The sequence below is a fragment of the Streptomyces sp. NBC_01275 genome (assembly GCF_026340655.1).
GTDB lineage: Bacteria > Actinomycetota > Actinomycetes > Streptomycetales > Streptomycetaceae > Streptomyces.
The window spans coordinates 2,472,300-2,484,447 of the sequence record NZ_JAPEOZ010000001.1; the positions used below are offsets into that span (position 1 = coordinate 2,472,300).

The following is a 12,148-nucleotide window of genomic DNA, read 5'->3' on the forward strand; positions in this document are numbered from 1 at the left end:
ATGGGGCTGCTGGACATCCTGCTGGGCCGGACGAAACCGGTCACACCCGACCTCGACCAGCTGTTCGCGCTGCCCTCGGCGGCGGTGACGCTGGAGGCGGCGGCAGGGTTCGTGCCCACCGGGCACGGCGCGGTGTGCTTCGCCACGGTCGAGGGCGGGGCCTTCGAGCAGACGCACCGCGAGGTCCAGGCGCTCCTCGACGCGGACACCGAGCGCACCGGCGACCCGGTGCAGCTGCTGCGGGACGACTACGGCTACTCCTGGCTGCTCTCCCGCCGCGCCCCCGACCAGCTGCCGCTCCTGGTCAACGATCTGCACGCGGTGAACAGCGCGATGGAGGTCAACGGCTTCGGGCCGCAACTGCTGTGCTCCCTGGCCGGGTTCGAGGAACAGAGACCCGAGGGTTCCGGGGGCGGCGGACGGCGGCTGGCACTCGTGTACCTCTACAAGCGTGGTTCGTACTACCCGTTCGCGCCGCTGCCCGGTTCGGGGCAGCGGCGCGACAACGCACTGGAACTCCAGGTCAAGGCGGTCCTCGCGAACGACCTGCGGATCGAGCCGGACCTCAGCCGCTGGTTCCCGGTATGGGGAGCCCCCGGCCTGTAGCGCACCGATCGGTCACCGGTCGCTACAGGCCGCGCTCACGGCGGTAACGGCGCTCCCACTTGGCCTGGGTGTCCCGGCGCTCGCGGTACGCCTTGTACGTGGTCGGCGCGGCGGTCGGCGCGGGGCCTGTCCCGGCGGGACCGGGCGTGGACCCGGACGACGAGCCTCGCCCGTAGCGCACGTACAGGAAGAGGACGGCGACGGCCGCGAGCCAGTAGGCGTGGTCTCCGAATCCCAGGACCACCAGAACGGCGGTGCCGGAGAGTACGACGGTGCCCATGGGGTGCCTCCTTCCTGGGGATGTCGTCCACAGTACGGACACCGTCACTCACCGTGCATCTCCTTTTCCCGGACGGCCCGTCGAGCGAGCCGTGAGTGAATGGGGGCATGAGCGACCTGTCTCCTTTCACGTACGAGTACGACGGCGAGCGCCTCAGCGGGGTGTACGGCGGTGCCGGCGACGACAGGCCGGGGGCCGTCACGGCCGTCGTGCTGCACGGCGCGGGCAACGGCAGCAAGGAGCGACTGCTGCCGCTGCTCGGCGAGTTCACCGCCCGGGGCTGCCGCGCGCTCGCCTTCGACTTCTCCGGGCACGGCGAAAGCAGCGGCGCGCTGGGCGAGTTGAGCCTGCGCCGACGCTTCGAGCAGGCGGTCGCCGTGATCGACGCGCACACGCCGGCCGACGGTCCGCTGATCCTGGTCGGGTTCAGCATGAGCGGGCAGACGGTGGCGGACCTCGCCGCGCACTACGGGGAGCGGGCGGTCGCCCTGGGGCTGTGCGCGCCCGCGGTGTACGCGGCCGAGGCCTGGGACGTGCCGTTCGGCGAGGGGGACGGACGGTTCAGTGAGATCATCCGCACCCCGGACAGCTGGCGCAAGGCCCCCGCGCTCGACGCGCTGCGGGCGTACGAGGGCCGGGCGGTGCTCGTCGTGCCGGGCACGGACACGGTGATCCCGCCGGAGGTGACCGAGGCGGTCCAGGACTCGCTCGCCGTGCACGCCCGGTACGCGCGGCTCGAACTGCCGGACGCCGACCACTGGTTGGGCCTGTGGCTGCGCGACCACGCCGACGACCGGCGGGAGTTCGTGACAGCCCTGCTGAACGGACCTGACCAGTAGCAGATCCGAGGAGGCGTCAGACGCCGGGCGTGGCGGACACCACGCCCGCGGTGACCGCCGCGTCCAGGACCGCGTGGTCGGCGGCGCTCTGGTCGGCGTAGGCCAGGGCGAAGTCGGCGACGGCGCGTTCGAAGGTGTCCGCGCCGCCGAGGTAGCCGGCGATGGCGATGCGGTCGCCGGAGCGGGCGTGGGCGCGGGCCAGGACGGTGCCGCACAGGCGGGCGTACGCCTGGAGGTCGGCCGGGGACATTCCGGCGACGTCGGCGGAGCCCTTCATGTCGCGCAGCTGACGCCAGTAGAAGGCGCGGCCCTGCGGACCGGTCATCCAGCCCAGGAAGATGTCGCCGGCCGCCTGCAGCAGCCGCTGCCCGGCGACGACCCGGCGGCCGGGGTGGACGTACGGTCCGCTCGGCAGGTGCTCTTCGAGGACCGACCTGCGCGCCTCCTTGATCTGCAGGAACAGCGGGTCGTCGGCGTCGCGCCCGGCGAGCAGCACGATGAAGCAGCGGGTGCCGACGCTGCCGACGCCGACGACCTTGCGGGCGGCGTCGACGAAGCGGTAGCGGTCGAGCAGCAGGCGGCGCTCCTCGCCGAGGGTGGAGCGGTAGTCGCTGAAGATCTTGCGCAGGGCGGCGGCGTCGGAGGCTCCGGCGGGTTCGAGCAGCGGTGGGTCCTGGATGATGCGGTGGCGTCCGTCGACGACCTCCGTCAGCTTGCCGAGGACCTGGAGGCTGGTGCGGCGGCGGGCCCGGGTGAGGCTCGCCTCGGCCCGCTTGCGGTGGCGGGCGGAGCGCAGCAGGGGTGCGAGCCGGTCGGCGTCGAAGCGCTCGTACCAGACGGCGAGCTCCCCGAGCCCGGACAGCCGCCGCATGGCGGTGCGGTAGGCGGCGACCGCCTCCAGGGCGGCCCGGTACGCCTTGGGGTCGGGGTGGCCGTTCTCGCGGGCGGCCAGGGCGACGGAGGCGGCGAGCCGTTTGACGTCCCATTCGAAGGGCCCGGGGAACGTCTCGTCGAAGTCGTTCAGGTCGAAGAGCAGCGCCCGCTCCGGGGAGGCGTACAGCCCGAAGTTGAGCAGATGGGCGTCGCCGCACAGCTGCACGGTCAGCCCGGTGTGCGGCTGCGACGCCAGGTCGGCGGCCATCACGGCGGCCGCCCCGCGCAGGAAGGCGAACGGCGAGGCGGCCATCCGCCCGTACCGGATCGGCAGCAGCTCGGGCAGCCGGTCCCGCCCCTGGCGTTCCAGTACGGCGACGGGGTCGGGCCGGTCGACGGGCGCGAGCCAGCCGCCGTGGGCGGAGCGGGGGACGCGTCGGCGGGCGTCCCGGCCGCGCCGGGCGCGGTCGGCGGGGGTGGTCATCTGCGCCGCCGTCTCTGCATCACGCTCACGCTCACCCTCGCCTCGCCTCCCTGCCCACGTCACCGGCCACCGCCCGGCCTCCTGTTCGCAGTGAAGGCCGGGCGGCGGACATGCGCATGCCGGGCACGGCGGACGGGTGACGGGTGACGGGGGTGATGCCGGGCGACGGCGGCCGATTGTCAGTGGCGTCGGGGAGGATGCGTACAGGGACCGGTGCGGGTGGGCGGAGGCGCGGATGGGTGACGGGCTGCGGTATGTGGGAACGGCGGAGCGGCGGGCCCGGCTGGCCCTGCGGCACCGGCTGGCCCCGGCGGCGCGGGCCGGGACGCCCGAGGAGGTGGCCGAGGCGCTCGTCGCCCTGCACGGCTCGGACCCGGCGTCCGTGTATCTGGCGGTCGGCGCGCGGCTGGCCGACTCCCGGGCGACCGTGTCGGAGACCGACCGGGCGCTGTACGGCGACGGGAGCGACCGGAGCCATAGAAGTGACCAGAGCGACGGAAGTGACCGGAGCGACAGGACGCTGGTCCGGATGCACGGCATGCGGCACACCGTCTTCGTGTTCCCGGCCTCGCTGACCGCGGTCGTACACGCCTCGACGAGCCTTGACGTGGCCGCCCGGGAGCGGGCCTCGCTGGTCAAGGGCATGGCGAAGGCGGGCGCGCCGGACGCGGCCTGGCTGAAGGAGGTCGAGGAGTCGACGCTGGCCGTGCTGGCGCGGCTGGGCCAGGCGACAGCGGCGGAGCTGGCCCAGGAGGAGCCCCGGCTGCGGGAGCGGTTCGTGTACGCGGCCGGGAAGAGCTACGAGGGCGTCCACACCGTCTCGACGCGGCTGCTGAAGGTGCTCGGGGTCGAGGGGAAGGTGGTCCGGGGCCGCCCGCTGGGCTCGTGGACGTCGAGCCAGTTCCGCTGGGCACTCGCCCCCGAGCATCCCGAACTGGCCGCGGCGGACGCCCAGGCGGAGCTGCTGCGCCGCTGGCTGACGGCCTGCGGGCCGGCCACGGAGGCGGACCTGAAGTGGTGGACGGGGTGGCGGGTGACGGACGTCCGGCGGGCGCTGGCTGCGATCGGGGCGCGGGCGGTGTCGCTGGACGAGGGCACGGGGTACGTCGTCGAGGGCGACGTCGATCCCGTGGCCGGCCCCGAGGAGCCGTGGGCGGCTCTGCTGCCGGCCCTCGACCCCACGGCGATGGGGTGGCAGGGCCGGGACTGGTATCTGGCGCCGGAGTCCCGGCCCGCCCTGTTCGACCGGAGCGGGAACATAGGGCCGACGGTGTGGTGGGACGGCCGGGTGGTGGGCGGCTGGGCCCAGCGCGCCGACGGGGAGATCGTCTGGCGGATCCTGGACGGGACAGGCGTGGGGCGGGAGGCGGAGGCGGCGATCACGGCGGCGGCGGAGCGGTGCGCGGCCTGGGTGGGGGCCACGCGGGTGACGCCCAGATTCCGGACGCCGGTGGAGCGGGAGCTGTCGTCCTGAGGCCTGAGAAGCCCCGGCGCCCACCGAGGGACGCCGGGGAACTGGATCTCAGCGTGTCTCAACCGTTCTCAGCGCGACTCGGCGCGTCTCGGCGCGTCTCGGCGCGTCTCAGCGGTTGTACCTCATGAACGCCCGCACCATGTGGCACGTCGTGTCCGACGGCGGATGGACGCCGATCAGCTCCGCCGTGCTGCGGATCTTCTCGTTCTGGGCCTGGTTCGGCATGTAGACGCCCAGGTCGAGCAGGGCGATGGCGAGGCGCATGGCCTTGAGACGCCGGTTGTGCGTGGCGTACCACTCACGCGGACGCCCGGGCGGCAACGGCCGCTTCGCCACGGGCACGTACGGCAGGTCGAGTTGGACGGATCGCTTCGCGGTGGACTGGGTCGGCAACGGCTTCTGCTGGAGTGCGGCAGCGGGCACGGGCATCCTCCTGTCGCGGTCAGGGCCCGGTCCGGAAACCTCCGGTGGAACCCTCGAACACTGCTTCTATTCTACCGTCCCCCACTGACAATTGCCCCTGGTCACAGGGGCTTTCGGGGTCCCAGTGACGCACGGGGAGAACGGGTTTCCGGGCCCGTCCGAACCTCCGGCTACCGTGACCCTCATGGAGATCTGGATCAACCCCGCCTGTTCCAAGTGCCGCAGCGCGATCAGCCTGCTCGACGCCGAGGGCGCCGACTACACCGTCCGCCGCTATCTGGAGGACGTGCCGAGCGAGGACGAGATCAGGGACGTACTCGACCGCCTCGGCCTGGAGCCCTGGGACATCACCCGCACCCAGGAGGACGTCGCCAAGGAACTCGGCCTCAAGGAGTGGGCGCGGGACGCCGGTTCGCGCGGGCGCTGGGTCACCGCGCTCGCCGAGCACCCGAGGCTCATCCAACGCCCGATCATCACCGCGGACGACGGTACGGCCGTGGTGGGTCGCACGGAGGAGGCCGTACGTGATGCCGTGACGCGCATCACATCCACAGACTCTCGTGACGCCTGAGTAACCGCGTTCGATATCTCGTACCTAGCGACGTACGCTTCCCTACCTCTCAGGAGGCGCGCATGTCGCGCAGAAGAACAGTCGGTACGAAGAAGAAGCTCGCGCTGCTCGTCAGCGCGGCGGCGGTCGCGGGCGGCGGCGCCTTCGTGATGGCGAACAGTTCGAACGCCGCCCAGACGTCCGGGAACCCTCAGACGTTGTCCGCCGCGAACTCGACGGTCTGCCAGGGCCTGGCGACCGCCCTCGGCAACAACCAGAAGTTCATCGACGGCCAACGGGCCGCCCCGGACGCGCAGTCCGAGGCCCGGATCGCCAACCGCGAGGCCGTCATCGCGCAGATCAAGGTGCAGCAGAAGGCGTCGGGATGCGTCGTTGGGGAGTCGGCTCAGGACTCCCAGTCGACGCAGCCCTCGCAGGCCGCTTCCACCCCGGCCGCTTCCGCGCCGGCAGCCTCGGCGCCGGCCGGAAACACCGGTAGCACCGGAAACGGCGGCGCCGCCTCCGGCCAGCAGGTCTGCAAGGGCTCGACGGTCACCCTCTCCGGCGAGGCCGGCGCCCCGGCCGCGTCGAGCAACCAGTTCCCGGCGGGCACCAAGCTGAAGGTGACCAACCTGGACAACAACAAGTCCACGACCGTGGTGGTCACCTCGGTCTCCGGCAGCTGTGCGCTGCTCAACAACGCGGCTTTCGAGCAGGTGCGTGAGCCCGGCAAGTTCCTGATCCGCCGGGCAGTGATCGAGAAGGTGGGGTGAGGCTCGACCGCCGAGGCGCTCTGTGAGGCGGCGGCCCGCGTCGGCCGCCACCGTGTACGTGTCATGTGTCAAAGGTCCTGCTGCTCGCGGCCACGAGCGGCAGGACCGACGCATGTTCAGGGCCGACCCATGTTCATGGCCGCCCGTGCTCAGGGCCGGGACATGTTCAGGGCCGGGACATCCAGGGACCGCAGCCCCCTCCCCTCCCCTCCCCTCCCCTCCCCTCCCTCAGTTCGCGAACCGCAACGGCGAGCGCTCGGGCCCGGCGACGGCTCGACGCCGGCCGAGGCGGGCGTACCCCTCGCGGCCCCCCGCATTCCCATCGCATACGAGACGCCGTCCGCCCCCGCCCGCGCCCCCGTCTGCGACCGCGAACGGCAACTTCCGGCCGGGCCGGCGTCCTCACACCGTGAGCCGCACCACAGAACCACCAGGTAACACGGGGTTCACATTCGAGCAATGATCGGGAAATCGCCTGTTGACAAGCTTTCGGGCAAACAGGCGGCGCCCCAGTGCCGCAGCGCCGCAGCACCCGCAAGTGCGTCTAGACACACCCCCGAAGGAAGTGGCCCGTGACCTTCAAGGCTGAGTACATCTGGATCGACGGCACCCAGCCGACGGCCAAGCTCCGTTCCAAGACGAAGATCCTGGCGGACGACGCCAAGGGCGAGGAGCTGGGGATCTGGGGCTTCGACGGGTCCTCCACGAACCAGGCCGAGGGGCACTCCTCGGACCGTGTCCTCAAGCCGGTCTTCACCTGCCCCGACCCGATCCGCGGCGGCGACGACATCCTCGTCCTGTGCGAGGTCCTCAACATCGACATGACGCCGCACGAGTCCAACACGCGTGCCGCGCTCACCGAGGTCGCCGAGAAGTTCGCGGGCCAGGAGCCGATCTTCGGCATCGAGCAGGAGTACACGTTCTTCCAGGACGGCTACCCGCTCGGCTTCCCCAAGGGCGGCTTCCCGGCCCCCCAGGGCGGCTACTACTGCGGTGTCGGCGCCGACGAGATCTTCGGCCGTGAGGTCGTCGAGGCGCACCTGGAGAACTGTCTGGCCGCCGGCCTCGCGATCTCCGGCATCAACGCCGAGGTCATGCCCGGTCAGTGGGAGTTCCAGGTCGGCCCGGTCTCCCCGCTCGAGGTCTCCGACCACCTGTGGGTGGCCCGCTGGCTGCTCTACCGCACCGCCGAGGACTTCGGCGTCTCCGCCACCCTCGACCCCAAGCCGGTCAAGGGCGACTGGAACGGCGCGGGCGCGCACACCAACTTCTCCACCAAGGCGATGCGCGAGGGCTACGACGCGATCATCACCGCGTGCGAGTCGCTCGGCGAGGGCTCCAAGCCCCTCGACCACGTCAAGCACTACGGCGCCGGCATCGACGACCGTCTGACCGGTCTGCACGAGACCGCCCCGTGGAACGAGTACTCCTACGGCGTCTCCAACCGCGGCGCGTCGGTCCGTATCCCGTGGCAGGTCGAGAAGGACGGCAAGGGCTACATCGAGGACCGCCGTCCCAACGCCAACGTGGACCCGTACCTGGTGACCCGCCTGATCGTGGACACCTGCTGCTCCGCGCTGGAGAAGGCCGGCCAGGTCTGATCCCGGTTCTTCGCTGAGGTTCTTCTCCGGAGGGGCGCCCACCGTCACGGTGGGCGCCCCTTCCGCATGCGGCCGACGTCCTTCAAGTCGGGCTTCACGTCAGGCTTCATGGCGGGCTTCAAGGCAGGCTTCAAGGCAGGCTTCAAGGCAAGGAAGCGTCCAAGCTGTGAGAGAAGGCTGCTGTTGCGGGCGTGTGTCTGCTTCAATGAGGTCATGGCCAGCTTCCAGAAGTACACCGCGACGGGTCGCCATGACCTCGAGCCGTTCTGGCCTACCCGTCAGCACCACGACTTCGACCGGGTGTGTTGTCGCGCGATGAACGCGCCGGCCCTCTAAAGCCGTACACCCCGGCCTTCGGCCAGCGCGCACGACGTACGTCCCTTCCGACGAACTCCTCGCGCGAAAGAGCTGACCTCTCATGGCGACCACTCGTTCTCTCTCCACCGCCCCCACCCGTACCGCCCCGTCTAGCCCGGCCCGGCATCGTCTGCGTGCCGTGGACCGGGACGAGGTGGTCGACGTAGCGGACTTCCTGCCGCCGGGCGCGACCTGGCTGCCCGCTCCCCAGCACACCCTGCCCACGCTGCCGGGTCAGCCGCCGATGATCGGCTACCTGGTGCTCGTCCCGGCCGACCAGCAGCCGCCGTTCCTGCCGGTGGCGGTGCCGGACCAGCCGGCCCCCGTCTCCCCGGCCCCCCTCTCCCCGGAGACGGGCGCCGGCCGGCCGCTCGTGCGGATCGACTCCGTGCAGCGCACCGCCCAGGTGGACGGGCAGGAACTCGACCTCACCTACCTGGAGTTCGAGCTGCTCGCGCATCTCGTCGCGTACCCGAACCGGGTGCACACGCGCGACCAGCTGGTCACCACGGTGTGGGGCTACGGCCATGTGGGCGACGGCCGCACGGTCGACGTCCACATCGCCCGGCTGCGCCGCAAGCTGGGCGCACAGCACCGCCAGTCGATCCAGACGGTGCGCCGCGTCGGCTACAAGTTCACCCCGCCGACCAGCCGCTGAGCCGTCCGCTCAGCTGTCCCTCTGCCCACGGCATAGCGCGGTTCCCTGCCGTGGGCGGACCGGGCAGAGTCACCGGTATGAGACTTCTGGTGCTGGGCGGTACGGAGTTCGCGGGACGGGCCGTCGTCGAGGCGGCCCTCGGGCGCGGCTGGGATGTGACGGTCCTCAACCGGGGGCGGCACGGTCCCGTCCCCGGGACCCGCTCGCTGACCGGCGACCGCACCGCGCCCGCCGGGCTCGCCGCCCTGGCCGAGGACCGGGGCGAGTGGGACGCCGTCGTCGACACCTGGTCGGCGGCGCCCCGCGCGGTGCACGAGGCGGCGCGGCTGCTGCGGGGCCGCGCCCGCCGGTATGTGTACGTGTCGAGCTGCTCGGTGTACGACTGGGCCCCGCCCGCCGGATACGCCGAGGACGCGCCCGTCGTCCAGGGCGCCGAACCGGACGCCGGGCAGACCGACTACGCCCGGGACAAGCGCGGCGGCGAGCTGGCCGCCGTGGACGCCTTCGGCGCGCAGACGTCCGTTCTCGTACGGGCCGGACTGATCCTCGGCCCGTACGAGAACGTCGGCCGACTCCCCTGGTGGCTGGGCCGGATGGCCCGCGGCGGCCCGGTCCTCGCCCCCGGCCCGCGCGAGCTGCCCCTGCAGTACGTCGACGTCCGCGACCTCGCCGAGTGGATCCTCGGGGCCGTGGAGCGGGAGCTGAGCGGGCCGTACAACCTGCTGAGCCCGCAAGGGCACGCGACCATGGGCGAGTTGCTGGAGGCGTGCGTCCAGGTCGCCGGACCGTCCGCCGAACTCCGTTGGACCGAGCCCGAGATCATCCTCGACGCGGGCGTCCAGCCGTGGACGCAGCTGCCCGTGTGGGTGCCCCCGGGCACCGACATGCACGACGCGCTGCACAGCGCCGACGTCTCACGGGCGGTCGCGACCGGGCTGTCCTGCCGTCCGGTCGGGGAGACCGTCGCCGACACCTGGGCCTGGCTGCGGGACATCGGCGGCACGGCCCCGCGCCGCCCGGACAGGCCGCCGCTGGGCCTCGATCCGGAGGTGGAGGCGAAGGTGCTCGCGACCGCCGGAAATACGACCGGGGGTGTATCTGGCACCACCTCCTGACCGGGGGCTTCGGGCCAGTGACCCCCGCTCCGCCCTCGGCCAGACTGACGCCATGAACACCACAACGAAGAGCGACGACGGCGGTTCGAGGACGCGGGGGACGCTGTCCGCCGCCTGGCGGGGGTTGGCGCTGGCCGTGGTGTCGCTGCCGCTGGCCGTCGTGGGCTTCGTCCTCTCCCTCGTCTCCATGGCGTTGATCCCGATCGGGGCCGGGGCCTTCACCACGCCCTATGTGGTGAAGGGGGTGCGCGCCTACGCCGACCGGCGGCGGAGGCTCGCCGCCGCGTGGGGCGGGGTGCGCATCCCGTCGGCGTACCGGCCGCTGCCCGAGACCGCCAACCCCTGGAAGCTCACCTACGCGCTGCTGCGGGATCCGGCGACCTGGCGGGATCTGCGCTGGCTGCAGGTGGACATGACGGCGGGGTTCGTGACCGCGCTGCTTCCGCCGGTCCTCGTCCTCTACCCGCTGCTGGGGCTCTCGCTGGCGGCGGGGCTGTGGCGGGTCGTCGAGGAGGGGGCGGGCGAGGCGTACTGGTACGGCTTCCTGCCGGTCGACGACCAGGGCGCCGCGGCCGGCGCCGGCGTCATCGGAGCCGCTCTGCTCCTCGTCGCCCGCCGCTTCGCCGTTCCCGCGCTCGACGCCCACTTCCGGCTCACCCGGGCCGTACTCGCTCCCAGCCAGGCCGAACTGGCGGAACGGGTGCGGGTGTTGACCCGGACCCGACGGGATGCCGTGGACACCTCCGCCGCCGAACTGCGGCGCATCGAACGGGATCTGCACGACGGGGCGCAGGCCCGGCTGGTGGCGATGGGCATGGACCTCGGCACGGTCGAGACGCTGCTCGACAAGGACCCGGAGAAAGCCAGGGAAATCCTCGCGCAGGCCCGCCGGTCCTCCGCCGAGGCGCTCTCCGAACTGCGCGACCTGGTGCGCGGCATCCACCCGCCGGTGCTGGCCGAGCGTGGACTGGGCGACGCCGTAAGGGCGTTGGCGCTGCGGATGCCGGTCGCCACCGAGGTGAACGTCGAGCTCGGCACGGGCCGTGCGGACGCGCCCGTGGAGTCGGCCGCGTACTTCGCGGTGAGCGAGGCGCTGACCAACGCGGTCAAGCACTCCGGCGCCGACCGGATCTGGGTCGACCTGCACCACGCGGACGGCTGTCTGCGGATCTCCGTCACCGACCACGGCAGGGGCGGCGCGGCGATCGGGGCCGGCTCGGGGCTGGCCGGGCTCGAGCGGCGGCTGGGTACATTCGACGGCGTCCTGGCCGTCAGCTCCCCCGCGGGCGGCCCCACCATGGTGACCATGGAGATCCCTTGCGTGTTGTCCTAGCCGAAGACCTCTTCCTGCTGCGGGACGGGCTCGTACGACTCCTCGAGGCCTACGACTTCGAGATCGCCGCCGCCGTCGAGAGCGGGCCCGAGCTGGAGCGGGCGCTCGCCGAGCTGGATCCGGACGTCGCCGTGGTCGACGTACGCCTGCCGCCCACGCACACGGACGAGGGGTTGCAGTGCGCCCTGGAGGCCCGCCGAAGGAAGCCGGGGCTGCCGGTGCTGGTCCTCTCCCAGCACGTGGAGCAGCTGTACGCGCGCGAGCTGCTCGCCGACGGCAGCGGCGGGGTCGGCTATCTGCTGAAGGACCGGGTCTTCGACGCGGAGCAGTTCGTGGACGCCGTACGACGGGTCGCGGCGGGCGGCACGGCGATGGACCCGCAGGTGATCCAGCAGCTGCTGGCCCGGCGCTCGGGCGACGACCAGGGGCCGCTGGCCCGGCTCACGCCCCGGGAGCTGGAGGTGATGGAGCAGATGGCGCAGGGCCGGTCGAACGCGGCGATCGCCGCAAAACTGGTCGTCACCGAGCGGGCCGTCGCCAAGCACACCGCGAATATTTTCGTGAAGCTGGGTTTGGAGGTCTCCGACGACGACAACCGCAGGGTACTGGCGGTGCTGGCCTATCTGGACCGGGACCGGTGACCACCGTAACTCCCGTGCCTTGTGCGAGCGTTGAGGCTGAATTGTCCCTATGGCCCTCTCATGAATTTCTGAGACCGCTGAACACCCCCGGTACGGCGTGCGTAAAGGAGGGGGCAGCTTCACTCCTGTCGGGCGCCTCGA

At 72.1% G+C, this 12,148-nt stretch carries 14 protein-coding genes; 11 read left to right on the forward strand and 3 right to left on the reverse strand.

The window, feature by feature from the left end:
- A complete protein-coding gene (locus tag OG562_RS10680; protein ID WP_266396149.1) occupies positions 1-606 on the forward strand; it encodes a hypothetical protein in 606 nt (201 codons plus the stop codon).
- Positions 607-628: 22 nt separating this feature from the next.
- On the opposite strand, the gene OG562_RS10685 is transcribed toward OG562_RS10680, so the two are convergent.
- Positions 629-886: a hypothetical protein gene (locus tag OG562_RS10685; protein ID WP_266396150.1), complete on the reverse strand. Its 258-nt coding sequence runs from the start codon at positions 884-886 to the stop codon at positions 629-631.
- A gap of 107 nt (positions 887-993) precedes the next feature.
- Here OG562_RS10685 and OG562_RS10690 point away from each other — a divergent pair, with 107 nt between their 5' ends.
- Positions 994-1,725 carry an alpha/beta hydrolase gene (locus tag OG562_RS10690; protein ID WP_266396152.1) on the forward strand — a complete coding sequence of 244 codons (732 nt, stop codon included), beginning with the start codon at positions 994-996 and terminating at the stop codon, positions 1,723-1,725.
- Between the two features lie 16 nt (positions 1,726-1,741).
- On the opposite strand, the gene OG562_RS10695 is transcribed toward OG562_RS10690, so the two are convergent.
- The gene (locus OG562_RS10695) at positions 1,742-3,082 is read right to left on the reverse strand and encodes a DUF2252 domain-containing protein (protein ID WP_266396154.1); all 1,341 of its coding nucleotides are present in this window, start codon (positions 3,080-3,082) and stop codon (positions 1,742-1,744) included.
- Between the two features lie 235 nt (positions 3,083-3,317).
- Between OG562_RS10695 and OG562_RS10700 the strand changes: the two genes are divergently transcribed.
- Complete coding sequence (locus OG562_RS10700) at positions 3,318-4,556, forward strand: winged helix DNA-binding domain-containing protein (protein WP_266396156.1); 1,239 nt, start codon at positions 3,318-3,320, stop codon at positions 4,554-4,556.
- A gap of 108 nt (positions 4,557-4,664) precedes the next feature.
- Here the strand turns inward: OG562_RS10700 and OG562_RS10705 are convergent, their stop codons facing one another.
- Positions 4,665-4,979, reverse strand: a complete 315-nt coding sequence (locus tag OG562_RS10705) for a hypothetical protein (RefSeq protein ID WP_266396157.1) — start codon at positions 4,977-4,979, stop codon at positions 4,665-4,667.
- Positions 4,980-5,163: 184 nt separating this feature from the next.
- Between OG562_RS10705 and OG562_RS10710 the strand changes: the two genes are divergently transcribed.
- The 8 genes from OG562_RS10710 (at position 5,164) to OG562_RS10745 (ending at position 12,007) form a co-directional block, all read left to right on the forward strand.
- Positions 5,164-5,550, forward strand: coding sequence for an arsenate reductase family protein (locus tag OG562_RS10710; RefSeq protein WP_266396158.1), 387 nt, complete (start codon positions 5,164-5,166; stop codon positions 5,548-5,550).
- A gap of 62 nt (positions 5,551-5,612) precedes the next feature.
- Entirely contained in the window at positions 5,613-6,302 is a 690-nt protein-coding gene (locus tag OG562_RS10715; RefSeq protein WP_266396159.1) for a hypothetical protein, read from the forward strand.
- Between the two features lie 572 nt (positions 6,303-6,874).
- Positions 6,875-7,903: a glutamine synthetase gene (gene glnII / locus OG562_RS10720; protein ID WP_266396160.1), complete on the forward strand. Its 1,029-nt coding sequence runs from the start codon at positions 6,875-6,877 to the stop codon at positions 7,901-7,903.
- A 108-nt stretch (positions 7,904-8,011) separates the two neighbouring features.
- Positions 8,012-8,239, forward strand: coding sequence for a hypothetical protein (locus OG562_RS10725; protein ID WP_266396161.1), 228 nt, complete (start codon positions 8,012-8,014; stop codon positions 8,237-8,239).
- Positions 8,240-8,321: 82 nt separating this feature from the next.
- Positions 8,322-8,918: a winged helix-turn-helix domain-containing protein gene (locus tag OG562_RS10730; RefSeq protein WP_266396162.1), complete on the forward strand. Its 597-nt coding sequence runs from the start codon at positions 8,322-8,324 to the stop codon at positions 8,916-8,918.
- A gap of 77 nt (positions 8,919-8,995) precedes the next feature.
- Positions 8,996-10,033 (forward strand): NAD-dependent epimerase/dehydratase family protein, encoded by a 1,038-nt coding sequence (locus tag OG562_RS10735; protein WP_266396163.1) that lies wholly within the window; start codon positions 8,996-8,998, stop codon positions 10,031-10,033.
- Positions 10,034-10,085: 52 nt separating this feature from the next.
- A complete protein-coding gene (locus OG562_RS10740; RefSeq protein WP_266396165.1) occupies positions 10,086-11,366 on the forward strand; it encodes a histidine kinase in 1,281 nt (426 codons plus the stop codon).
- Positions 11,351-12,007, forward strand: coding sequence for a response regulator transcription factor (locus tag OG562_RS10745; protein WP_266396166.1), 657 nt, complete (start codon positions 11,351-11,353; stop codon positions 12,005-12,007). Before OG562_RS10740 ends, OG562_RS10745 begins: the two co-directional genes overlap by 16 nt.
- Positions 12,008-12,148 lie beyond the last annotated feature (141 nt).